General features: G+C 65.3%; 22 protein-coding genes. 16 read left to right on the top strand and 6 right to left on the bottom strand.

Going from position 1 to position 22579, the window contains the following annotated elements:
* The first annotated feature begins 52 nt into the window (after positions 1–52).
* From ACLD02_RS15560 to ACLD02_RS15485, 16 genes are all read left to right on the top strand, one after another.
* Entirely contained in the window at positions 53–1075 is a 1023-nt protein-coding gene (locus tag ACLD02_RS15560; protein ID WP_410299107.1) for an ABC transporter substrate-binding protein, read from the top strand.
* The gene (locus ACLD02_RS15555) at positions 1072–2010 is read left to right on the top strand and encodes an isopenicillin N synthase family dioxygenase (RefSeq protein ID WP_203105826.1); all 939 of its coding nucleotides are present in this window, start codon (positions 1072–1074) and stop codon (positions 2008–2010) included. The genes ACLD02_RS15560 and ACLD02_RS15555 overlap by 4 nt, the downstream gene beginning before the upstream one ends.
* A gap of 130 nt (positions 2011–2140) precedes the next feature.
* Positions 2141–3190, top strand: a complete 1050-nt coding sequence (locus tag ACLD02_RS15550; protein ID WP_203105825.1) for an aromatic ring-hydroxylating oxygenase subunit alpha — start codon at positions 2141–2143, stop codon at positions 3188–3190.
* Positions 3187–4548 carry an amidohydrolase family protein gene (locus ACLD02_RS15545; RefSeq protein WP_203105824.1) on the top strand — a complete coding sequence of 454 codons (1362 nt, stop codon included), beginning with the start codon at positions 3187–3189 and terminating at the stop codon, positions 4546–4548. The genes ACLD02_RS15550 and ACLD02_RS15545 overlap by 4 nt, the downstream gene beginning before the upstream one ends.
* Positions 4549–4579: 31 nt before the next feature.
* Positions 4580–5554, top strand: a complete 975-nt coding sequence (locus ACLD02_RS15540) for an isopenicillin N synthase family dioxygenase (protein WP_410299106.1) — start codon at positions 4580–4582, stop codon at positions 5552–5554.
* Positions 5541–6740 carry a CynX/NimT family MFS transporter gene (locus ACLD02_RS15535; protein ID WP_203105822.1) on the top strand — a complete coding sequence of 400 codons (1200 nt, stop codon included), beginning with the start codon at positions 5541–5543 and terminating at the stop codon, positions 6738–6740. Before ACLD02_RS15540 ends, ACLD02_RS15535 begins: the two co-directional genes overlap by 14 nt.
* A 12-nt stretch (positions 6741–6752) precedes the next feature.
* Positions 6753–7742 (top strand): aromatic ring-hydroxylating oxygenase subunit alpha, encoded by a 990-nt coding sequence (locus ACLD02_RS15530; protein WP_203106115.1) that lies wholly within the window; start codon positions 6753–6755, stop codon positions 7740–7742.
* Positions 7743–8468: 726 nt separating this feature from the next.
* Entirely contained in the window at positions 8469–9551 is a 1083-nt protein-coding gene (locus ACLD02_RS15525) for a porin (protein ID WP_203105821.1), read from the top strand.
* A 106-nt stretch (positions 9552–9657) separates the two neighbouring features.
* Positions 9658–10455: a cysteine hydrolase family protein gene (locus ACLD02_RS15520; RefSeq protein WP_203105820.1), complete on the top strand. Its 798-nt coding sequence runs from the start codon at positions 9658–9660 to the stop codon at positions 10453–10455.
* The gene (locus ACLD02_RS15515; protein WP_203105819.1) at positions 10455–10880 is read left to right on the top strand and encodes a cupin domain-containing protein; all 426 of its coding nucleotides are present in this window, start codon (positions 10455–10457) and stop codon (positions 10878–10880) included. Before ACLD02_RS15520 ends, ACLD02_RS15515 begins: the two co-directional genes overlap by 1 nt.
* Positions 10877–12514 (top strand): CocE/NonD family hydrolase, encoded by a 1638-nt coding sequence (locus ACLD02_RS15510; protein ID WP_410299105.1) that lies wholly within the window; start codon positions 10877–10879, stop codon positions 12512–12514. Before ACLD02_RS15515 ends, ACLD02_RS15510 begins: the two co-directional genes overlap by 4 nt.
* The gene (locus tag ACLD02_RS15505; protein WP_338015249.1) at positions 12511–13371 is read left to right on the top strand and encodes an ABC transporter ATP-binding protein; all 861 of its coding nucleotides are present in this window, start codon (positions 12511–12513) and stop codon (positions 13369–13371) included. The genes ACLD02_RS15510 and ACLD02_RS15505 overlap by 4 nt, the downstream gene beginning before the upstream one ends.
* Positions 13371–14174, top strand: a complete 804-nt coding sequence (locus ACLD02_RS15500) for an ABC transporter permease (protein ID WP_203105817.1) — start codon at positions 13371–13373, stop codon at positions 14172–14174. Before ACLD02_RS15505 ends, ACLD02_RS15500 begins: the two co-directional genes overlap by 1 nt.
* A 28-nt stretch (positions 14175–14202) precedes the next feature.
* Positions 14203–15555 (top strand): FAD-binding oxidoreductase, encoded by a 1353-nt coding sequence (locus tag ACLD02_RS15495; protein ID WP_410299104.1) that lies wholly within the window; start codon positions 14203–14205, stop codon positions 15553–15555.
* Positions 15552–16361 carry a creatininase family protein gene (locus ACLD02_RS15490; RefSeq protein WP_203105815.1) on the top strand — a complete coding sequence of 270 codons (810 nt, stop codon included), beginning with the start codon at positions 15552–15554 and terminating at the stop codon, positions 16359–16361. Before ACLD02_RS15495 ends, ACLD02_RS15490 begins: the two co-directional genes overlap by 4 nt.
* A gap of 22 nt (positions 16362–16383) precedes the next feature.
* Positions 16384–17379: an ABC transporter substrate-binding protein gene (locus ACLD02_RS15485; protein WP_203105814.1), complete on the top strand. Its 996-nt coding sequence runs from the start codon at positions 16384–16386 to the stop codon at positions 17377–17379.
* Here the strand turns inward: ACLD02_RS15485 and ACLD02_RS15480 are convergent.
* The 6 genes from ACLD02_RS15480 to ACLD02_RS15455 are packed head-to-tail and all read right to left on the bottom strand — an operon-like array spanning position 17349 to position 22475.
* Complete coding sequence (locus tag ACLD02_RS15480) at positions 17349–18071, bottom strand: GntR family transcriptional regulator (protein WP_203105813.1); 723 nt, start codon at positions 18069–18071, stop codon at positions 17349–17351. The genes ACLD02_RS15485 and ACLD02_RS15480 overlap by 31 nt on opposite strands.
* A 5-nt stretch (positions 18072–18076) precedes the next feature.
* The gene (gene hpxZ / locus ACLD02_RS15475; protein WP_203105812.1) at positions 18077–18463 is read right to left on the bottom strand and encodes an oxalurate catabolism protein HpxZ; all 387 of its coding nucleotides are present in this window, start codon (positions 18461–18463) and stop codon (positions 18077–18079) included.
* Complete coding sequence (locus ACLD02_RS15470) at positions 18463–19623, bottom strand: amidase (RefSeq protein WP_410299103.1); 1161 nt, start codon at positions 19621–19623, stop codon at positions 18463–18465. The genes hpxZ and ACLD02_RS15470 overlap by 1 nt, the downstream gene beginning before the upstream one ends.
* A gap of 18 nt (positions 19624–19641) precedes the next feature.
* A complete protein-coding gene (locus tag ACLD02_RS15465; RefSeq protein ID WP_410299102.1) occupies positions 19642–20925 on the bottom strand; it encodes a TRAP transporter large permease in 1284 nt (427 codons plus the stop codon).
* Positions 20926–20929: 4 nt separating this feature from the next.
* On the bottom strand, positions 20930–21436 hold the full coding sequence (locus ACLD02_RS15460; RefSeq protein ID WP_410299101.1) for a TRAP transporter small permease: 507 nt from the start codon (positions 21434–21436) through the stop codon (positions 20930–20932).
* Positions 21437–21458: 22 nt separating this feature from the next.
* Complete coding sequence (locus ACLD02_RS15455; protein WP_410299100.1) at positions 21459–22475, bottom strand: TRAP transporter substrate-binding protein; 1017 nt, start codon at positions 22473–22475, stop codon at positions 21459–21461.
* Between the last annotated feature and the right edge of the window lie 104 nt (positions 22476–22579).

The following is a 22579-nucleotide window of genomic DNA, read 5'->3' as shown; positions in this document are numbered from 1 at the left end:
ATATCGGCATCAGAACTGGATACCAAGCTGTATACATAATGGAGCTGGCACCATGAAGAAGGCACGAGAAAGTCGTTTCGAGGGCATCGGGAAGGGGGTTCGACGGACCGTGGCCGGGCTTGTCCTGGGGGCGGGCCTGCTGGGCACCGGCGTCGCCGGCGCCGAGGAACTCACCGAGCTGACGTTCGGCACCAACTGGTTTGCCCAGGCGGAGCACGGCGGTTTCTATCAGGCCAAGGCCACCGGCATCTACGAGAAGTACGGCCTGGATGTGTCCATCGAGATGGGTGGTCCGCAGGTCAATAACGTTCAGCTGCTGCTGGCCGGCAAGCAGGACGTGACCATGGGATATCCGATTCGCAACATCAAATCCCTGGTCCAGGATCTGCCGGTGGTGACCATCGCCGCGCCGTTCCAGAGCGACCCGCAGGCGCTGCTGGCGCACCCGCACGTGAAGTCCCTGGAGGAGATCAAGGGCAATCCGGTGTACGTGTTCTCCGGTGCCAAGCAGACGTTCTGGCCCTGGTTGGAAGCCAACTATGGTTTCACCGACGACATGATCCGCCCCTATACCTTCAGCGTGCAGCCGTTCCTCGCCGATAAGTCCGTGGTGCAGCAGGGCTATGTAACGTCCGAGCCCTACGCCATGGAGAAAGGCGGCGTGACGCCGTCGATCTTCCTGTTCGCCGAATACGGTTACCCGCCCTACGCCCAGACCTTGGAAACCACCCGCAAGATGGTGGCGGAGCAGCCGGAGGTGCTGCGCAAGTTCGTCCAGGCTTCCATGGAAGGCTGGAAGAGCTATTTCGAGAACCCGGCGCCGGCCAACGAACTGATCAAACAGGACAACCCGGAGATGACCGATGAGCAGATCGCCTTCGGCATCGAGAAGATGAAGGAGTACGGCCTGGTGGCCGGTGGCGACGCCAAGACCAAGGGGCTGGGCGTGATGACCGACGCGCGCTGGAAAGCCACCTTCGAGTTCATGGCCAAGGCCGGCATGGTGCCCGAGGACCTGGATTACAAGCAGGCCTATACCCTGGAATTCCTGCCCGAGGAACCGGTGTTGCCATGAGCGTTACCCGCGTCCCGGTGATCGATTTCGCGCCCTTCTTGAAGGGGGGCGAGAGTGAGCGAGCCAAGGTGGTGGCGGCGGTTGACCGCGCCGCCCGTGACGTGGGCTTTATGTGTCTGGTGGGGCACGGCCTTCCGGAGGCCCGGTTGACCACGCTGTTCCAGGCCCAGCGTGACTTTTTCGCGCTGCCGGACGCGGTCAAGGCGGAAGCCGCCTTCGCCTACGACGATACCGATGCCAACACCGGTTATGTGGCGGTGGGCAAGGAGCGTCTGGACGTCAAGCGCGCGCCGGACTTGAAAGAGAGCTTTCAGATTCGCGAGCCCGGTCTGTACGGCCACGTTAATCGCTGGCCATCCGGGCAGGCGGCGTTCCGGGCCACGGTGGAGGACTTTTTTGCCGCGGTGTCGGATCTGTCCATGCAGGTGTTGGAAGCGTTCGAGCTGGGGCTGGGCACCGAGCCCGGCTACTTTCGCGACCGCCATCGCACCCACAGCCAGATTCTGCGGTTGCTCCATTATCCGCCGCTGCCGCCGGCGTTCGAGGCCGAGCGTGGCCAGGCGCGGGCCGGCGGACACACCGACTATGGCAGCGTGACGCTGCTGTTCCAGGATGACATTGGTGGCCTGGAAGTGCGCGACGGTGCCGGTAAGTGGGTACCCGTGGACCCGGTGCCGGGCGGCGTGGTGATCAACACCGGCGACATCATGGCCCGCTGGACCAACGATGTGTACCGCTCCACCTTGCACCGCGTGCGTCTACCCGAACACGCCGGTGGTGGTCGGGCCCGCTATTCGGTGGCCTTTTTCAACGACCCGGACAACGACGCGGAAATCCGCGTGCTTGATCAGTGCGTGGGCGACGACAACGCCCGTCGCTACCCGCCGATTCTCACCGGCGACTACCTGGTGAGCCGGCGCGCCGCTTCTTATTGATGTCCGGCGCGGGTCCGAATGGCGGAGGCCCGCGCCGCGTTCAACCTTCCGCCAACAGTGAGGAAAAGCCGGCCTTAAAGAGCGCGAACAGGCTCTCGGCGGGGGCTGCCTCGTCCATAGGAGATGAGCCATGCTAGTAACCCAACAACCCGTCCTGCGCCGTTTCTGGTATCCCGTGATTCCGATGGCGCAACTCGATGACGGCCCGAAACCGTTCCGTCTGCTCAATCAGGATCTGGTGCTGTGGCTGGATAGCCAGGGCAAACCGCAAGCCGCCGAAGACCGCTGTGCTCACCGCAGCGCCAAACTGTCCCTGGGCTGGGTGGAGGGCGACAATATCGTCTGCCCCTACCACGGCTGGAACTACGACGGCACCGGCGCCTGCAAGAAAATTCCGCAAACCCCGGACCGCCCCGCCGGCCGCGCCAAGGTGCCGGCTTTCAAGGCCGACGAGCGTTACGGCTACGTCTGGGTCTGCCTGGGCGAACCGCTTACCGATATTCCCGACATGCCGGAGGCCAAGGAGCCGGGCTATCGCATGTTCCATCAGTTCCATGAGGTATGGCACACCGCGGGCCTGCGTCTGATGGAGAACTCCTTCGACAACGCCCATTTCAGCTTCGTGCATCGGGAAAGCTTCGGCCAGTTCGACAAGCCGATTCCCGCCGACCTGAACATCGAGGAAGGCGAGTACGGCTTCCGTTTCGAGACCAAGGCGCCGGTGAACAACCCGGAATCCCAGAAAAAGCTGCTGCAAATGGACAGCGACACCACCGTGCGGCACATGACCAGCAACTGGTACATGCCGTTCGGCCGCCGCCTGAACATCCGCTACCCGAACGGCCTGGTGCACTCCATCGTTACCTACGCCACGCCCATCGACGACGAGTACTCCATGATCTGCCAATGGGCGTTCCGCAGTGACACGGAAGAAGATGCGCCGCAGGCGGAGATCATCGCCTTTGATCGCCAGGTCACCGAGGAAGACAAGCGGGTACTGGAAAGCACCGATTACGACGTGCCCCTGGACACCGCCAGCGGCGAAGAAAAACACATGCCCTCGGATCAGCCCGGCATGGTGATGCGCAAGATGATGAAGGCGCTGCTGGAACGGTTCGGCGAAAGCGAGGCGCGCAGCGACCACGCGCGCATTCCGGTGAAGCAGGAGAAGGCGTCGTGACCGACCTGCTGATCCAGGGCGCGGACGCGGTGATGACCGGCCGGGCGGGCGACGCCGCCCGCGCCGGCGCCGTGGATATCCGCGTGCGTGACGGCCTGATCACGGAAATGGCCGCCGGGTTGACCCCGGCGGCCGGCGAGGAAGTGCTGGATGCCCGCGGCTGCGTGATCTATCCGGGCTGGGTGAACACCCACCATCACCTGTTCCAGAGTGTGCTCAAGGCGGTACCGGAGGGCATCAACGAGCCGCTGTTCGGCTGGCTGGGGGCGGTGCCCTATCCGCGCCTGACGCGCATTCGCGACCGCCATCTGGAAGTGGCGGCGGAGGTGGGGCTGGCGGAGCTGTTGCTGTCCGGCACCACCACCTGCGCCGATCACCATTACATTTATTATGGCGGTCTCGACAGCGAGATGGGCGATGTGCTGTTCGAAGTGGCTGGGCGGCTGGGGCTGCGTTTCACCTTGTGCCGGGGCGGCGCCACCGAACAGGGTCGCCACCCGGGTTACCCCAATGACCTGGAATCGGAAACCCTGGACGCCTACGTGGCCGACGTGGAACGGCTCGCCGCCCGCTATCACCAAAGCGGCCCGCGCGCCATGCGCCAGGTGGTGATGGCGCCCACCACGCCGACCTTCTCGGTGGACCCGTCGACCTTGCGTGAGCTGGCCCGGGCCGGTCGTGCCCTGGGTTTGCGCCTGCACAGCCATCTGTCGGAAACCTTCAACTACGTGGAGTACTGCCGCGACGTGCACAACATGACGCCGGTGGAATTCTGCGGCGAGAACGAATGGTTGGGCGAGGACGTCTGGTTCGCGCACATGGTGCACGTGGCCGATTCGGAGCTGCCGATCCTGGCGGAAACCGGCACCGGCATCGCCCACTGCCCGCAAAGCAATTGCCGGCTGGGCAGCGGCATCGCCCGGGTACCGGAGATGGCCGCCCGCGGCATCCCGATTTCCCTGGCGGTGGACGGCGCCGCTTCCAACGAAGCCGCCGACATGATTCAGGAGGCGCACACCACCTGGATGATCCATCGCGCCCTGGGTGGTGCCGACGCGGTCACCGTGGAGGACGTGGTCCATTGGGGAACGTCCGGCGGTGCCCGTGTGCTCGGCCTCGACCAGGTCGGTGAGCTGGCGCCGGGGCGCGCCGCCGATCTGGCGCTCTATGATCTGGACCAGCCGCGCTACTTCGGCATGCACGACCCGGCCATCGCGCCGGTGGCCGGCGGCGGCAGCGCCTCGGTGCGCCATTTGCTGGTGGACGGCGAGGTGCGGGTGCGCGACGGCGCCATTCCGGGCCTGGAGCTGGCCGCTCTGCGTGAGCGCGCCGCCGAGGTGGTGGCGGAACTGAACTGAAGGAGCGCGGGGGCGTTCCGGGAGAAATCATATGGATTCAGCGAAACAGGCCGACGTCGCCACTATTCCGGTGATTGATTTCGGGCCTTTCCTGCACGGCGATGCCGAGGACCGCAAGGCGGTGGCACGGGCGATGCGCCAGGCCAGCGCTGACTGGGGCTTTTTCTATCTGTCCAATCATGGCGTGCCGGAGACCCTGCTGCGCCGCTCCTTTCAGGCGTCGCGTTCCTTCTTCGCGTTGCCCTATGAAGAGAAAATGGGCGTGGCCTGGCAAAACGCCAGTAGCAACCGGGGCTATGTGGCGGTGCGCCGTGAGCGACTGGACGCGAGCAAGCCCGGCGATCTCAAGGAAGCCTTCAATGCCGGCCCCGAGGCGGCGCCGGATAGCCTGTCGGAAGCGGAGCGCCCGTATCGGGAAAACCGCTGGCCAGTGGGGCAGCCCGCCTTTCGCGCCACGGTGATGGATTTGATGGAAGGCTGCGTGGCGGCGTCCAACCGGGTGCTGGCCGCTTTCGCCCTGGCATTGGATTTGCCCGACGGTTTTTTCGTCGACACCCATGATCAGCTCCATCATACCCTGCGGTTGCTTCACTACCCGCCGCTGCCCGGGTCGTTCCAGCCCCAGGGCGGCGAGCGTCGCGCCGGCGCGCACACCGATTACGGCAGCATCACCTTGTTGTTTCAGGATGGCGTCGGCGGTCTGGAGGTGCGCACCCGGGACGGCGAGTGGATCACCGCGCCGCCGATTCCCGGCACCGTGGTGGTCAACACCGGCGATCTGATGCAGCGCTGGACCAACCATGTATTTTGCTCCACGCCGCACCGGGTATCGCCGTTCACCGGTGAGGGGTCTCCGGATCGCTATTCCATTGCTTTCTTTTGCCACCCGAATCCGGACGCGGAAATCCGCTGCATTGAAAGCTGCGCGGACGCGGATAACCCGCCGCGCTATCCGCCGATCCGGGCCGGTGAGCACCTGATGGAAAGACTGAATGCCACCTACTGAGTCGCCGTCGGCGGCATTGAAAAGTCCGTCGGTGGCGCCGGCGGTGGGGTTGGGCTGGATCGCGGTGATGATCGTGGTGGCCGGGCTCAATCTGCGGCCCTTGTTGACCTCCCTGGGCGTGAGTCTGGAGGCGGTGCGTCTGGATCTGGGGTTGAGCAGTACCGGAGCCGGGTTGCTGGCGGCGCTGCCCACCTTCTGCATGGGCGCGGTGGCGCTGGTGGGCGGCTGGCTGATTGGCCGGCTGGGCATCGGCGTTGGCATGCGCGTGGCATTGTGGCTGGTGGCGGCGGGCTGTGCCGCACGCTGGGCGGGCCTGCATCCGGCGGTGATGTTCGCCGCCACTCTGTTGGGCGGGTTGGGGATTGCCTGCGGGCAGGTGTTGATCCCGGTGGTGGTGAAACAGTATTTCCCCGGGCGTGCCGCGCTGATGATGGGAATTTTCACCACCGCCATGAATCTGGGGGCGGCTATCGGCGCCGCCGCCACCCCGGCCTTGACCGCCGGCGCCGGTGGCGACTGGCGGCTGGCGCTGGGCATCTGGGCGCTGCCGGCGCTGCTGGCCGCCTTGCTCTGGCCGGCACGGCTTGAGCGCGCCCGGGGTGAAAATGCCCGCGTGTTGCCCTGGCGCGATCCGTTGGCCTGGCGCATGGCGCTGCTGCTGGGCACCGGGTCGGTGGCCTATATGTCCTTGCTGGCCTGGCTGGTGCCGTTCTACGTGGCCCAGGGCCACAGCCAGGCTCAGGGGGCTGCGCTGCTGACCGTGTTCACCGGCGCCCAGATCGCTGGCGCTCTGCTGGTGCCGCCGCTGGCCCAGTTTCAGCGCGACCGCCGGCCGGCGTTGGCCGCCACTCTGGGGCTGCTGATGATCGGCGTGGCCGGTTTCTGGTGGTCTCCCGAACCCGGCGGTCTGCTTTGGGCGGTGATCGCCGGGGTCGGGCTGGGCGGTTCCTTTCCGCTGGCGTTGACCCTGCCGCTGGATTACTCGGCGACGCCCGCCGAGGCTGGTCGTCTGTCGGCGCTGGTGCAGGGGCTGGCCATGCTGATGGGCGCGCTGGGGCCGCTGGTGTTCGGTGTGCTGCGCGACGGCTACGGCTTTCCCGCGGCCATGTTGTTTTTGCTGCTGTCGGTGGTGGCGTCGTTCCTGATTGGCCTGACGTTCCGGCCGCCGCCGCTGCCCGCCCATTGAGGAGAACGCGTGATGAATGTCATGGAGCATCCCGTCTTTCGACGTTTCTGGTACCCGGTGATGCCGCTCGCCCATCTGCGTGAGGGGCCGCGTCGTTTTGTGCTGCTGGGGCAGCCGCTGGTGTTGTTTCTGGACCCGGATGGCGCTCCCGCGGCTCTGGAGGACCGCTGTTGCCACCGCAGCGCGCAGTTGTCGCTGGGTGACGTGTGTCAGGGCAGGGTGGCCTGTCCCTATCATGGCTGGCAGTACGACCGCACCGGCCAGTGCGTGCACGTACCACAGATGCCGGGCCGGGATCCGGGCCCCCAGCGTCGGGTGCGGGCGTTTCATTGTGACACCCGTTATGGCTATGCCTGGGTGGCCCTGGAGGATCCGATCTACGAAATCCCGACCATTCCGGAAGCCGGCGAGCCGGACTTCGAACTGATTCAGGAGTTCTACGAGGAATGGAAGGTGGCGGGGCTGCGGGTGATGGAGAACGAATTGGACATGGCCCACCCCAGTTATGTGCACTTGGGTACCTTCGGCAGCCCGGAGCATCTGGTGGCCCGGGATGCGCGCATCGAGGAATTCGAGGGCGGCTTCCACTACACGGGCCGGCTCGGGGTAACCCAGGCTCACCATGCACAGGAAGACGCCAATGAGCGCTTTCTGGATTGTTCCTGGTTCGCGCCTTTCGTGTGCCGCCTGCGCATCAATTACGCCGATGGCGGCCCGGCCCATGTGATCGTCAATTGCCAGGTGCCCATCGATCACGGCCGTTCCCAGGTGGTGCAGTTTTGCCTGCAGCAGGATGACGGCACCGGTTTTGATCGCGAAGCACTGCTTGCCTTCGACCGCAAGGTGACCCTGGAGGATAAGCACGTGCTGGAGAGCACCGACCCGGACATGCCGTTGGACCCGCGTGGTGAAAAACACATGGAGTCCGATAAGCCGGGGCTGGTGATCCGGCGCATGATGGAGCGGCTGATCGAGGAGCATGAGTCGGCGGCGTCGGTCTGAGTCCTGGCTCGGGCCGTATCCTGGCGTGGGGTCTCCAGTCGGGCCGCGTCTCGGTGTGGGCCCCTTTCCGGGAACGCCGTGAACCCGTCCCTGGGGGCTCCCGGTTTGACATCCTGTCAAACAGGGTCCCGGAAAGGGGCCCACACCGAGACGCTTCGAGGTACCGTCACGCACGGCTCTGTTGTTTTGTATACAAAAATACGTCTGGGAGGTTGAATTTTCACCGATTCCTTTCCGTTCGCCGGGCCCGGCGGGCGCCCATGGCCCCGTCTGGCACGGCTTTTTTCTGTCCCCGCTCTTGTATTTTTCTCGCGCCCCCATAGGGCGAAATTTCCAGGTTTGCCCCAAAAGCGGGCAGGAAACACCCGGTCCGCCGACTGCCTTCCCTCCGTTTGACGTCCTGTTCACCCGTCCGTAGTGCCTTTCAGGCCGCCGCCGAGCGGCTGGCACGCATCTTGAAAGTAGAGGCTTATCGTGTATGCAAGGCTGGGTTTTGCCAGTCCGGTGCACAGGATAACGGCATGCCGCGGCCGAGCCGCCATGCCCGACGAGTCGCCGCCACGGGATGTGGTGGCGTCGGATGCAAGAGGGTTTCGTGGTCGTTCGGGAAGACGACGCGAATCCGGGGGACACCGGCCATACCGGTGGATCGAGGTCGCCTTTGGCGCGGTTCGGAATTCGCTACCGACGCGCGGGTGCCTCCCCACTTTTCAGAGAGGAAAGCACGTGAAACTTAACAGAAAGGTTGCTAAGACTTTGGGGGCCGCCACCCTGATGGGCGCCAGTGGCATGGCCTGCGCGGATGTTGAAGTGGACTTCTACGGTTTGCTTGATCTGTTCGCCGGCAGCCGGGAAAGCGCCGTGGCCGGAGACGATTCCAAGGTGCTGGACGCCGGCGGCATGACCACTTCCTTCGTTGGCTTCAGCGCCACCGCGGACCTTAACGAGAGCACCCAGGCGTTCGCCAAGGCGGAAATGTTCCTGCGCCCGGACACCGGTGACGATGGCCGCTACAACGGCGACGAGTTCTTCGCCCGCGCCGCGCAGATTGGCGTCAAGGGTGATCTGGGTACCTTCTCCGCCGGTCGTGTGGGAGCGCCCATGTTCCTGCCGGTGATTTTCTCCAACCCGTTTGGCGGCTCCTTCGTGTTCTCGCCGGCGATCCTGCATTCCTACCAGGGCGGCAACTATGGCGCCACCGTGGGTGACTCCGGGTGGAGCAACGGTGTCAGCTATACCTCCCCGAACATGAGCGGCCTGACCGCCACCGTGACCTACGCCTTCGGCGAGGAAGAGGGTGAGGACTCCGAGAACAAATTCGGTGGCAACCTGGTGTATCGCAACGGTGGCCTGATGCTCACCGCGGCGGCTCACTCCGTGAAGCAGGGTGCCCTGAACAGCGGCGACAGCCCGGGCTTCGGCGAGAGCGGTGGTCTGGCTGCCATTGGCGGCGGTGTTTTCTCCGTCACCGATCAGGACGCCTACCTGGTGGGCGCCAGCTATGACTTCCAGGTGATCAAGGTCTACGGCATGTTCCACAGCCTGGACACCGACACCACCACCGGCAGCGTGGACGTGGATACCTACCAGGGTGGCGTGGACATTCCGGTGGGCCCGGGCTCGGTACTGGCCTCCTACGCCAGCTCCGATTTCGAGGGTGACATCGACACCGAGCGTAACACCTGGACCGTGGGTTACGACTGGATCATCAACGACCAGTTCGACGTTTACGCCAACTTCATGAACGACGACATCGACGACCTTGGCGATGGCGACACCTACGGCGTGGGCGCCCGCTTCAAGTTCTAACCGTTCGCGTTGCCTTGGGGTGGCGGCGTCCCTCTGCGTCGCCGCCCCAGGGTCCCGCCTCACGGGCTATTTCGCAGTGATTTCGCAGTGAAGGGGCCGAGTAGAGATGAGCGATCAAACCACGCACCATCACCCCGAACTTCTACCGCTGGGCCCCCGGCCCGGCGGCCAGTGGCGGGTCAGCGACCAGGTCGCCGACCTTAGCCGCCGCGGACCGGCGCCGCGTCCCGTTGACGTGCCGGCCGCGCCCAAATCCCTGGTACTCGACCTGAATCGCACGGCGCTGATCGTCGTCGACATGCAGAACGATTTCTGTACCCCTGGTGGCTGGCTGGATCACATCGGCGTGGACACCACGCCGGCGCGCCGACCGGTGGCACCGTTGCAAACCCTGCTGCCCGCCCTGCGCCGTGCCGCCGTGCCGGTGATCTGGGTGAACTGGGGCAACCGCAAGGATCTGATGAACATCTCGCCGGCGCTGCGCCACGTCTACAACGGCAGTGGCCGGGACGTGGGCCTCGGTGACCCGGTGCCGGGCACCGGCGCGCCGGTGCTGGAGAAAGACAGTTGGGGCGCCGCAGTGATCGATGATCTGGACATCGCCGATCAGGACATCCGCGTCGACAAGTTCCGCATGAGCGGCTTCTGGGACACGCCCCTGGATTCCATTCTCCGCAATCTCGGTATCAGCACCTGTCTGTTCGCTGGCGTCAATGCCGACCAGTGCGTGCTGCACACCCTGGCGGACGCCAACTTCCTCGGCTACGACACCATTCTGCTGGAGGACTGCACCGCCACCACCTCCCCGGATTTCTGCTGGCAGGCCACGCTTTACAACGCCCGCCAGATCTTCGGCTTCACCGCCCTGTCGGCGGACCTGATCCCAGCTCTGGAGACATTCTGATGCTGCCGTTCTTCAAGCGCCCCGAGCAGTTCGAGGCTTTCCGCATCAAGGAAGGCGAGAGCAACCGGCTCGTGGTGATGTTTGATTCGATCAACGAAAAGCTGGATTTCATCGCCTGCGTGGAGATCTTCGACGTGGGCGGGCTGACGCCGCCCAATACCCACAAGGCCGCCGATGAACTGTTTTTCGTGCTGGAAGGCGAAGGCCGGGCGCGCTGTGATGACGACTGGCTGGAACTGCGCAAGGGCGACGCCATGGTGGTGCCCGCCGGCGCCGAGCACGTGGTGGAAAACACTGGCGATGGGCGGCTCTACACTCTTACGGTAATGGTGCCCGACGAGAATTTCGCGCGGCTGATCCGCAATGGCGTGCCCGACCATCTGGATGCCGAGGATCTGCGCGTGTTGCGGGGAGCGGGCCCATGACCGCCGGGCTGCCGATGCCGGAAGTGATCAGCATGCGCACCCGCGATGGCGTGCGTCTGGACGCGGATGTGTACCGCCCGGACGGCGAGGGCCCGTTCCCGGCGTTGCTGATGCGCCAGCCCTACGGGCGTCGTATCGCTTCCACGGTCACCTACGCCCACCCTTCCTGGTACGCGGAACAGGGCTATCTGGTGGTGATCCAGGATGTGCGTGGGCGTGGCTCCTCGGAAGGAGTGTTCGAGCCCTTCGTCAACGAGCAGCGGGACGGCGAGGACACCCTGGAATGGCTTGCCGGCCTGACGGACTGCAACGGCCGGGTGGGCATGTACGGCTTTTCCTACCAGGGCGTCACCCAATTGTTCGCCGCCGCCAGCGGGCACCCGGCCCTGAAAACCATCGTGCCGGCCATGACCGGCTTCCGGCTTGCCAGCGACTGGGCCTGCGAGGGGGGCGCCCTGCGTCTGCAGAACAGCCTGTCCTGGGCGGCCCAACTGGGCGCGGAAACCGACCGCCGCGACGGCTACCACGACCGCTTCGCCCAGCGCTACCGGCTGGGCCACGACCCGGCCGCCGATGAACTGATCGACCCGGCCTCGCCGGCGGTGCGCGAATTGCTGGAGGGCACCTTTTTCGGTGACTGGCTGGACCAGCCCCTGGACAGTAAGTACTGGACCGAGCGCTCCGCCGCCGGGACCTTGCCGGTGGTGGATCTGCCGGCGCTGCACGTGGGTGGCTGGTTCGACAGCTTCCTCACCGGCACCTTCGCCACTTACGAGCACCTGCGAGCCGGTGCCGCGCCCCAGCGTCTGGTGGTGGGTCCCTGGACCCACCTGCCGTGGACGCCGGCGGTGGGCCAGGCCTGGCTCGGCGACGCCGCCCGCTCCACCATCGATACCCTGCAACTGCGCTGGTTCGATCGTTTCCTCAAGGAGCGTGACACCGGCGTGGAAAGCGACCCTCCGGTACAGCTCTATGACCTGGGCGCCAATCGCTGGCGCGCCTATGAGGATTACGCCGGCCTGCCCACGGAGCGTTTGTGTCTGGCCAGCGACGGCAGTGCCGGGTTCGACCTGGACGGTGGCCGCCTCGGCGAGACCGGCGAAGCCACCGTGGACACCATCATCCATGATCCGTGGCGGCCGGTACCGGCGGTGGGCGGCCATCTGGCGCCGTCCCCCGGCATCCATGATCGCACCGTGGTGGACGCCCGCCCGGACGTGCTCACCTACACCAGCGCGCCGCTCGGCGCCGACCGTCAACTGGCCGGCCCGGTGCGCGCGACTCTCAATGCCGCCGCCGACGCCGACAGCTTTGATCTGTGCGCGGTGCTGTCGGTGGTGGACGCGGGCGGTCGCGCCCGCAATCTCACCCAGGGTTATGTCCGCGCCAGTGGCAACGGCCCGGTGCGGCTGGATCTGCGTGGTACCTGCGCCCTGGTGCGCGCTGGCGAGCGGCTGCGTCTGAGCGTCAGTGGCGCCTGCTATCCCGCCTATACCCTCAACGATGGCAGCGGCCGCGCCCCGGGCGCGGTGCGCGCCGCCGACTACCGCATTCTGACCCTCAGCCTGAACACCCAGGGGTCCTGGCTCGAGCTGCCAGCCCGAGCCCCGGCCGCAAAGGAGGAAGTGTCGTGACAAACGTCAAAGCAACCCGCCCCGAGGTGGTGGTGCCGATGAGCACCGAACAACAAACCCGGCCCGCCGTGGGCGGCCGGCCGGTGGTGTCCGTGCGCGACGTGGACAAGGTCTACGGCAACGGTACCGTGGCGCTGAAGGGCGTCAACCTGACCGTCAAGGAAGGGGAATTCGTCAGCCTGCTGGGCCCCAGTGGCTGCGGCAAATCCACCCTGTTGCGACTGATGGCCGGGCTCGGCGACGTGAGCGCCGGCAAGGTGAGCTGGTGGGAGCAGGATTACAACGTGGTCGGGCATAAGGGCCGCAAGCTGGCCTTCGTGTTCCAGAACGCCACCCTGATGCCATGGGCCCGGGTGCGCAAGAACGTGCGCCTGCCCCTGGACCTGAACCGGGAGAAAGGCCCGGAAACCGAACAGCGCATCGACCAGGCCCTGGACATGGTGGGCCTGAACAAGTTCGGCGACGCCTACCCCAGGGAATTGTCCGGCGGCATGCAGATGCGTGTGTCCATTGCCCGCGCCATGGTTACCGAGCCGAACCTGCTGCTGATGGATGAGCCGTTCGGCGCCCTCGATGAAATGACCCGCAACAAGCTCAACGACGATCTGTTGCGTCTGTGGAAAGCCAACGGTTGGACCGTGGTGTTCGTTACCCACTCGGTGTACGAGGCGGTTTACCTGTCCAACCGGGTGGTGGTGATGGCCGCCCGTCCGGGCCGTGTGATCGAGGACGTGCCCATCGAGGCGCCCTATCCGCGCGGTCAGGAATTCCGCGTGTCCACCGAGTTCGCCGGTTACTGCCGGCGCGTGTCCGAGGCACTGGAAGTGGCCAGTCGCCAGGGCGAGGAGGCGAAATAATGAAATCCCCGTTGCTGGAAAACGAACGATTCGTGCAGATCGCCGCGCCGGTGTTCGTGGGCGTGGTGTTCCTGTTGTTGTGGGAAGCGGTGGTGCGCGCCACCGGCACGCCGGTGTACATCCTGCCCGGGCCGTTGGACATCGCCAAGGCGTTCGTGGCGGACTGGGCGGTGCTGTTCCACAGCCTGCTGATGACGCTCAAGGTGACGCTGATGGCGTTCGCCATTTCCGTGGTGCTGGGCACCGCCGCCTCGCTGTTGTTCGTGCAGAGCCGTTGGATAGAGGTAAGCCTGTTCCCCTACGCGGTGCTGATGCAGGTGACGCCGATCGTGGCGATCGCGCCGCTGATCATCATCTGGGTCGACGACACCACCTGGGCGCTCACCGTGTGCGCGGTGATCATCGCCATCTTCCCGATCATTTCCAACACCACCCTGGGGCTGCGCAGCGTCGATCCGAACCTGCTCAGCATGTTCCGTATGTATCGCACCGGGCGCCTGCAGCAACTGATTCGCCTGCGTATCCCCAGCGCCTTGCCGTACTTCTTCGGCGGCATGCGCATCAGCACCGGCCTGGCGTTGATCGGCGCGGTGGTGGCCGAATTCGTGGCCGGCACCGGCGGCACCCAGGCCGGCCTCGCCTATCTGATTCTGCAGTCCGGCTACAACCTGAATATTCCCCGTATGTTCGCCGCCCTGGGGTTGATCACTCTCACCGGGATCATTCTGTTCGCGCTGATGGTGTGGCTGTCGGACCGGGTGCTGCGCAACTGGCACGAAAGCGCACTCAAGGTCGAGCAATAGGATGGCGAGCGTAAGAATGGAGAGAACCATGACCGACGACAATACGTTAAAGCAGCTGTGCGCGGACCTGGACGGCCTGGAAATCAGCATGGAGGACCGGGCCCTGCAGCGTTACTCCAAGGATTTCGCCTGGTTCAGTCCGGTGCTGGTGGAGCGGCTCCGTGGCAAGCAGGCGGAACTGGTGGTCAAGCCCGCCAGCGAAGAGGAGGTAAAGCGGGTGGCGGCGGCCTGCAGCCGGCACCGCATTCCGCTCACCCTGCGCGGCAGCGGTACCGGCAATTACGGCCAGAGCACGCCGCTGCACGGCGGGGTGCTGATGGACATGAGTGGCCTGAACAAAATTCTCTGGATCAAGGACGGCGTGGCCCGGGTGCAGGCCGGCGCGCGCCTGGTGGACATCGACAAGGCCGCCCGTGAGCATGGTTGGGAGCTGCGGCTGATGCCGTCGACCTACCGGCTGGCCACCGCCGGCGGCTTTTTCTGCGGCGGTTTCGGCGGCGTCGGTTCGATTACCTACGGCTCCATCGGCGACCCGGGTAACGTACTGGGCGTGCGTGCCCTGAGCATGGCGGAGCAGCCTGAAGCCGAGGAACTGCGCGGCGCCGAGGCCCGCGATCTTTACCACGCCTATGGTGTCAACGGGCTGATCACCGAGCTGGAGTTCGCCCTGGCCCCGGCCCTGGACTGGCGCGAGAACCTGCTCAGTTTCCCGGATTTCATGCAGGCGGTGAAATTCTGCCAGGCCCTGGGCAGCACCTGCGGCACCATGAAGAAGCTGCTCACCCTGCTGGCGGACCCGTTGCCGCAAATGTGCGGCCTGGAAGACAAGATCGCCGCCGGCCACACCGCGGTGGTCACCATCGTTAACCAGCCGGGCATGGACGCGCTCCACGAGCTGCGCGAGAAATTCGGCGGCGAACTGGTGGAGGAGCAGTCCCATGCCGAGGTGTTCGGTACCACCAAGAGCATGATCGAGCACAGCTGGAACCACACCACCCTGCACATCTTCCGCAAACACAAGGACATCACTTACCTGCAAAGCGGTTTCCGACCCTGGGAGAACGTGCAGCGGGTTGAACAGATGCACGAGCACTTCGGCGAGGAAGTGATGATGCATCTGGAATTCCTGCGCGCCGACGGCGCCGTTACCTGCAGTGGCATCCAGGTGGTGCGCTACACCACCGAGGAGCGTCTCAACGAGATTATTCAGTACCACCGGGAGCAGAACGTGCACATCAGCAACCCGCACACCTACATCCTGGAAGACGGCGGCAAGCTCAGCGTCGACCCGGGCCAGCTCGCCATGAAGCGCCGGCTCGATCCCCAGGGCCTGCTCAACCCCGGCAAGATGCGCACCTGGGACGAGGAGGCCGCGGCATGACCCAGCTCCACGGCGCCGTGCCGCCGTCCCGTTTTCTGCCGTATTTCACCGCGCCGGCCATCGAGGCGCTGCCGGACAAGGAAAACACGGTGATCGTGCTGCCCATCGGCGCCATCGAGCAGCACGGCCCCCACCTGCCGGTGTGCACCGACACCGCCATCGCCACGGAGCTCACCGGTCGCGCCCTGGCGGCGCTGCCGGAATCCGTGCCGGCGTTCGCGTTGCCGCCGGTGTGGTGTGGCAAATCCAACGAGCACATTAATTTTTCCGGCACCGTGATCCTCAAGGCCGAGACTCTGATGCGGATTCTCTGGGACATTGGCGAAAGTGTTTACCGCATGGGTTTCCGCAAGCTGGTGTTGCTTAACGGCCACGGCGGCCAGCCCCAGGTGGTGGAAATCATCGCCCGGGATCTGCGCGCCGAATACCAGGATTTCTGTCTGTTCCCGGTGTTTTCCTGGGCGGTGCCGAATTGCGCCAGTGAGTTCCTTTCCACCAAGGAACTGGAAGAGGGCATCCACGCCGGCCGCTCGGAAACCAGCCTGATGATGGCCCTGGCCGGGGATTACGTGCACGCCGACAGGGCGGTGGGGGAGTACCCGCCACCGCACCAGGGCCTGCTTACCCCGGAAGGGCGTTTCCGCTACGCCTGGCTGACCCATGATCTGAGCAAGAGCGGCGTGGTCGGCGATCCGGCGGGCTCCTGCCCGGAAGAGGGGAGCCGGATGCTGGATTCCCTGATCGATGGCTGGGTGCGGGCGTTCACCGAGATTCACCATTTCCGAATGCCGGGCAACGGCCAATAACGATGCAATCGTGGAGGTAGCGATGAAACTCTGGACCCTGACGCGCGTGGCTCTCGCCGGCGCGCTGCTTGGCGGCGCCCTGTCGGCCCAGGCCGAGGAACTGACGCCGGTGACGGTGAGCACCACCTGGTACGCCCAGGCGGAACACGGCGGCCTGTACGCCGCCAAGGCCATGGGACTCTACGAGCAGCACGGCCTGGACGTGACCATCAAGATGGGCGGGCCCCAGGTCAACAACATGCAGTTGCTGCTCGGCGGCGCCACGGATTTCAGCATGAGCTACAGCCTGCAGGCCCTGAACGCGGTCCAGCAGGGGTTGCCGCTGGTCACCGTGGCGGCGTTTTTCCAGAAGGACCCGCAATCGCTGATGGTTCATGAAGGGCAGGGTTACGACGAGATCGCCGATCTCAAGGGTGCCGGCATCCGCGTTCCCACCGCCGGCCGCGTCGCTTACTGGCCCTGGCTAAAAGCGGAGTACGGTTTCACCGATGATCAACTGCGTCCCTACGATTACACCATCGGCCCGTTCATCGCCGACCCCACCATCGCCCAGCAGGGCTATATCACCAACGACGGATATTTCCTGGCCAAGGAAAACGTGGATGCCAAGAGTCTGCTGCTGGCGGACGCCGGTTGGGGGGCCTATTCCGCCACCCTGGTGACCACCCGGGACATGATCGAGGAGCAACCGGAAGTGGTGCAGGCCATGGTGGACGCCACCGCCGAGGGCTGGGCCGCTTACTTCGAGAACCCGGCGCCGGCCAATGCACTGATTAAACAGGACAACCCGGAAATGCAGGACGACCTGATCGCCTATTCAATCCGGGAAATGGAGGAGCAGGGAATTCTGTTGTCGGACGCCGCCGAGGGCGGCGAGTACGGAATGATGACCGACGCACGCTGGCAGTCGTTCTACCAGGACATGGTCGAGGCCGGCACCCTGCCTGAGGGACTGGATTACCGGAAAGCCTACGACCTGCGTTTCATTCAGGAAACCTGGAAGTCCGGCGACTCCTGATCGCCGTCCCGGGGCGCGCGGCGTTCCAGCAGATCCTTGGAGGTACGGTGGGCACTGAGCACGTGGTCGCGGATCTGTTCCGCCGCGTGCTCGCTCTCGCCGCGCACGATGGCCATGACGATGGCGCTGTGCTCGGCGAAGGAGTTGGACAACCGGTCGCCCACGGTGAATTGCACCCGCCGGTAGGCCAGCACCCGTGAGCGCGCCGCCATCGCCGCTTCGAACAGATAGCTGTTGTGGCAACCCCGGAACAGCCGTTCATGGAAGCGCAGGTTGGCGGCGTCGTAGGCGTCCATGTCCTCGTTGACCACGTGCACGTGGCTGTCCAGATGCACGGCCAGCAGCTCCTCCCGTTCCGCCCGGCTCATCTTGGTCGCCGCCATGCGCGCGCACACCGCTTCCATCTCCGCGGCGTACTCGAACATGTCCGCGAGCCGCTGATCGGGGATCTCGATCACGAACACGCCACGCCGGTGCTGGTGTTCCACCAGGCCGGCGGACGCCATCTCCCGCAGCGCCTCACGGACCGGCGTGCGTGACACATCGAAGCGATTGGCGAGCGCGATTTCATCCAGGCGGGTGCCCGGCGGCAGAACGCCGCTGAGAATTTCATCTGAGAGGACGCGCCGGATCTGTTCCGCCAGCGGGCGATCCGAGTCCATCGGGACTTGCACGGAAAACTGCTCGTTCATTGTTATTAACCCTCGTCCATGAACGATACATGGGCGGCGACGACGCGCCATCCCTCCGGCCGTCGTGCCCACACCTGGCTTTGACGCCCGGTGCGCGGATTGCCCGGCCGGTGGAACTCGGTCCAGACCGTGGCGAGGTCGCGGCCGTGGGTGGTGATACGGGTGTTATGCAGGGTGCGGGCCAAATTGCCACCGGGGCGGCCGGCGCGAAACGCCTGAATCTGGTCGTAGCCGTACAGGTTCTCCCCGGCGCCGTAACGCACCACCCGGGCATCCTCCCAGAATAACCGATCCAGCACCGCCACGTCGTTATTTACCAAGGCTTTTTCGTATTCCTGGAAAGCCGCGCTCACTTCCTCGATCACTTCCGGGATATCCAGTTCCTGGGACATTAGCCGTTCTCCCATCGTGCGGCCAGTTGCAGAAGCGCCAGGTCAGCCCCTGGCGGGCCGATCAATGACAGGCCCACCGGGCCGCGCTCGTCATGCAGCAACGGCAGGGTCAGTTGTGGCAGGCCGGCGGTGCCGGCCACCGCGGTCATGCACAGGGTGCGCAGGCGCACCTCGTCCACCGCCGCGTCGCTGGCGTCCAGGGCAATCGCCGCGGTGGGCGTGGTGGGCAGGCACAGCACGGTGCCGTCGGCGACCAGTTGGCGTACCCGGCGGCGCAGCAGGTCGCAGGCCTCGCGGGCCTCGGCGGCCTGGGCCGGCGTGACGTCGGCGGCGGCGGCGAAGCGTTCACGAATACCGGGGCCGAATTCAGGCCGGTGTTCGCTGATCCAGTCGCCAAAATAGCGCCAGGCCTCGAACGCCTGGGCCGGCCGGAAAGCATCGAAGAAGGCCCGCAGCGGGCCCACGGATACCGGCTCGCCGGGGCTCAGCCCGGCGAAGCCCTCGGCGGTGAGTTCGTTAAGCTGGCCGGCCAGGTTCTCGCCGGCCATGGTCAGCGCTTCCCGCAGGGGGCACAGACGCCGCAACGCCGGACCGGTGTAGGCGGGCAGCAGTTGCCGACCCACCGCCAACAGGGTGGCGGCGTCGCGGGCGAACCAGCCGAGCGTGTCGAAGCTTTTCGCCAGGTGCGCGGTGTGGCGGTCGTCGACCAGGCCATGGGTGGGGCGCAGCCCATAAATACCGCAGTAACTGGCCGGCACTCGCACCGAGCCGCCGGTATCGCTGCCCAGGGCGAAATCCACCAGGCCGGCGGCCACCACCGAGGCGGAGCCGCTGGAGGAGCCGCCGGGGATGCCGTCCGGCACCGCCGGATTGGGCGGCGTGCCGTAGTGTATGTTCTGGCCGGCCAGGCTGTAGGTGAGTTCGTCGGTGTGGGTCTTGCCCACCAGTTCGGCGCCGGCGGCCAGCAGGGCGGTCACCACCGGGGAGGTGTGCTCGGCGGGGGCGTGGGTGGCGCGATAGAGCGGGTGGCCGATGCCGGTGACGGTGCCGGCGATATCGTAAACATCCTTGGCGGCGAAGCGGAGCCCGTCCAGGGGGCCGCTACCAGTAGGGGCGAGGTGGACCGGGTCGAAGTCCAGAAAGCCGTTGTCCAGTTTCACTCGTATCTCCAAACAGATTCAAAGGCCCGACATCACGGAGCGCGGCAGCCACAGGCTGATTCCCGGGAACACATTGACGATCACCAGGGCCAGCAGTGCCAGCCACACCAGGGGCAGGGCGCCGCGCACCGCCTCCGCGTAGCGCACATCGCCCAGGCCGCTGGCGACGAACAGGTTCATGCCGAACGGTGGCGTGAACATGCCGATGGCGCAGTTCACGCACAGGATCACGCCCAGATGCACCAGGTCGATGCCCACCGCCCGGGCCACGTTGACGATCAACGGTACCAGGATGATGACGATGGAGTTGGGGTCCAGGAACATACCGGCCACCAGCACCACCAGGTTGATCATCAGCAGCAGGGTCCAGGGATTGTCGCTGAGCGCCAGCAGCCCGCCGGCGATGGTCTCGGTGATGCCACTGGAGGTCAGGTACCAGGAAAACGCCGCCGCCGCCGAGATGATGACCATCACCTGGGCGGTGACCACGGCGCTGTCCACGCATACCTTCCAGAGGCCGGGGAGGTCCAGTTCCCGGTACACGAACAGCCCCACGAAGGCGGCGTAGGCCACCGCCACGGCGGCCGCCTCGGTGGGCGTGAAAATGCCGCCGTAGATGCCACCCAGGATCAACACCGGAATCGCCAGTCCCCAGGATGCCTCGCCCACGGCGCTGAGCCATTCCTCCAGGCCGGGCCAGGGCTTCGGTTCCAGGCCGTCCCGGTGGGCCCGGTAGAAACAGTAGGCGAAGAACACCGCCCCGTACACCAGGCCGGCGCCGATACCGGCCATGAACAGGGCGCCGATGGAAACGCCGGCCACGGCACCGTAGACGATCATGAAGATGCTCGGCGGAATAATAATGCCCAGGGCACCGGTGGCCATCAGCAGGCCCAGGGTGAACTTCTTGTCGTAGCCCTGCTCGGTCATGGTGGGCAGCATCATGCGACCGATGGACACCACCGTGGCCGGGCTGGAGCCGGAGATGGCGCCGAAGAACATGGAGCCGGTGACGGTGGTCATCGCCAGGCCGCCACGCATCGGGCCCACCAGCAGCATGGCCACGCGCAGGATGCGCTGGGACAGACCGCCGGTGCTCATCAGGTTGCCGGCCAGGATGAACAGCGGAATCGCCATCAGCGGAAAGCTGTCCAGGCCGGAGAACATGCGCTGAATGATCAGCATCAGCGGCGTGCCGTTTTCCAGGTGCAGGCCGATGAACACCGCCAGCAGCAGCGCCACGAAGATTGGCAGGCCCACGGTGAGCAGACCCGATACCATCACGAAGAATCCCGCGCCCATGCCGCTACCCCGCCAGTACCGGCGCCGTGGCGGGCGCCGGCTTGCAACGCAGCACCCGTACCAGGGATTCGCCCAGGCGGATCAGCATAAGCACGCCGCTCACCGGGATCGCCAGGTAGAACAGGTACATGGGCGCCTCCATGGCCGGCGATACCTGGCCGAAACGGTACAGGGTGGCGACCATGGCGCCACCGTACCAGACCAGCAGTCCGGCCAGCGCCGCGCAGGCCAGGATGATGATCACTTCCAGCACCTTGCGCGCCGGGCCGGGGAGCAACTGGCGCAGCACGTCGATGTTGATGTGCGCGTCCTGCCGGAACGCCAGGCCACAGGACAGGAACACCATCCAGATAATGGCGTAGCGCACGCTCTCCTCGGCCCAGCTGAACGAATGATTGAACAGGGCGCGGGCGGTGATTTGCACGCACAGCATGACGGCGGCGAACAGGATCAGGGCGCCCACGGACGCCGCCTCCACCCTGGCCAGGCCGCGACTGAATCGTTGCCACATGACGCTAACTCCCCGGGGCTGTTTATTGCCCCTCGTTGAGACGATCCAGTTCCTGGCGAGTGGCCTGCATCAGGTCCTCGCCGAGAATGGCGCCGAATTCCTCGTAGACCGGGTCCATGGCATCGCGGAAGGCCTGCTTTTGCTTGTCATTGAGTACCACCACCTCGGTGCCGCCGGCTTCCTTGATGCCGTCCAGGTAGCCCTGTTCGCGGGCGACGGAGCGCTCACGCTGGTACTGGCCGGCTTCCCGGGCGGCGTCTATCAGGATTGTTTGCTGCGCTTCGGGGAGCTTGTCGAACCACACCTTGCTGAAGATGAAGGCGGTGCCCAGGTAGCCGTGGTTGGACAGCATCAGGTAGTCCTGGACCTCGTAGAACTTCATTTGCGAGATCGATACCAGCGGGTTCTCCTGGCAATCCACCACGCCCTGCTGCAGGGCGGTGTAGGTTTCCGAGAAGGCGATCGGCACCGGGTTTGCGCCCACCGCCTTGTACTGGGCGATCAACAACGGGCTTTCCATGACGCGGAACTTGGCGCCATCCAGGTCCGCGGGTTCATGCACCGGCTTGTTGCAGGTCATCTGCTTGAAGCCACTCTCCCAAAAACTGGCCGGTTCGAAGCCGGCGTCGCGCAGGCCATCCAGCACGCGCTGACCCACCGGGCCGTCCAGGAATTGATAGGCGATGTCCCGGGAGGGGAACAGGAAGGGCAGGTCGATCAACTGAAGCTGCTTGTTGAAGCCGCTCAGTTTGGCGGTGGGAATGGGCGCCGCCTGCACCGCGCCGAACTGCATCTGCTGGGCCACCTGGACGTCGTCGCCAAGGGCGTTGTTGGGGAAGATCTTGACCTGGATATCGCCGTTGCTGCGTTCTTCCACCAGCTTTTTGAAGCGCAGGGCCCCTTCGTGCTGGGCGCTGTCCTCGGTGAGGTCGTGGTGCAGTTTGACCACGGTGGCGGCCTGGGCGGTCAGGGTGCCCAGACTCAAGGTGACCAGGGATAGCGCCACCACGGTGAGCGGGCGGATCAGTCGGTTCAACATGCTGTTCTCCTGCCAATCGGATAAGGACGACAGGAACAGAGCAGGCTTTGTGCCAAACAGAAAAGCCCTTCCTAATCAAAGGCTTGAATATTTATTGCCCACAA

This window comes from Alloalcanivorax sp. C16-2, assembly GCF_046507615.1.
GTDB classification, from domain to species: domain Bacteria; phylum Pseudomonadota; class Gammaproteobacteria; order Pseudomonadales; family Alcanivoracaceae; genus Alloalcanivorax; species Alloalcanivorax marinus_A.
Note: the sequence above shows the minus strand (reverse complement) of the source record. Positions and strands in the feature narration are given on the sequence as shown.

Coding starts and splice junctions, on each gene's coding strand:
- ACLD02_RS15560 (WP_410299107.1), top strand. CDS start 53: ATGAAGAAGGCACGAGAAAGTCGTTTCGAGGGCATCGGGAAGGGGGTT.
- ACLD02_RS15555 (WP_203105826.1), top strand. CDS start 1,072: ATGAGCGTTACCCGCGTCCCGGTGATCGATTTCGCGCCCTTCTTGAAG.
- ACLD02_RS15550 (WP_203105825.1), top strand. CDS start 2,141: ATGCTAGTAACCCAACAACCCGTCCTGCGCCGTTTCTGGTATCCCGTG.
- ACLD02_RS15540 (WP_410299106.1), top strand. CDS start 4,580: ATGGATTCAGCGAAACAGGCCGACGTCGCCACTATTCCGGTGATTGAT.
- ACLD02_RS15535 (WP_203105822.1), top strand. CDS start 5,541: ATGCCACCTACTGAGTCGCCGTCGGCGGCATTGAAAAGTCCGTCGGTG.
- ACLD02_RS15530 (WP_203106115.1), top strand. CDS start 6,753: ATGAATGTCATGGAGCATCCCGTCTTTCGACGTTTCTGGTACCCGGTG.
- ACLD02_RS15520 (WP_203105820.1), top strand. CDS start 9,658: ATGAGCGATCAAACCACGCACCATCACCCCGAACTTCTACCGCTGGGC.
- ACLD02_RS15515 (WP_203105819.1), top strand. CDS start 10,455: ATGCTGCCGTTCTTCAAGCGCCCCGAGCAGTTCGAGGCTTTCCGCATC.
- ACLD02_RS15510 (WP_410299105.1), top strand. CDS start 10,877: ATGACCGCCGGGCTGCCGATGCCGGAAGTGATCAGCATGCGCACCCGC.
- ACLD02_RS15500 (WP_203105817.1), top strand. CDS start 13,371: ATGAAATCCCCGTTGCTGGAAAACGAACGATTCGTGCAGATCGCCGCG.
- ACLD02_RS15495 (WP_410299104.1), top strand. CDS start 14,203: ATGACCGACGACAATACGTTAAAGCAGCTGTGCGCGGACCTGGACGGC.
- ACLD02_RS15490 (WP_203105815.1), top strand. CDS start 15,552: ATGACCCAGCTCCACGGCGCCGTGCCGCCGTCCCGTTTTCTGCCGTAT.
- ACLD02_RS15485 (WP_203105814.1), top strand. CDS start 16,384: ATGAAACTCTGGACCCTGACGCGCGTGGCTCTCGCCGGCGCGCTGCTT.
- ACLD02_RS15480 (WP_203105813.1), bottom strand. CDS start 18,071: ATGAACGAGCAGTTTTCCGTGCAAGTCCCGATGGACTCGGATCGCCCG.
- hpxZ (WP_203105812.1), bottom strand. CDS start 18,463: ATGTCCCAGGAACTGGATATCCCGGAAGTGATCGAGGAAGTGAGCGCG.
- ACLD02_RS15465 (WP_410299102.1), bottom strand. CDS start 20,925: ATGGGCGCGGGATTCTTCGTGATGGTATCGGGTCTGCTCACCGTGGGC.
- ACLD02_RS15460 (WP_410299101.1), bottom strand. CDS start 21,436: ATGTGGCAACGATTCAGTCGCGGCCTGGCCAGGGTGGAGGCGGCGTCC.
- ACLD02_RS15455 (WP_410299100.1), bottom strand. CDS start 22,475: ATGTTGAACCGACTGATCCGCCCGCTCACCGTGGTGGCGCTATCCCTG.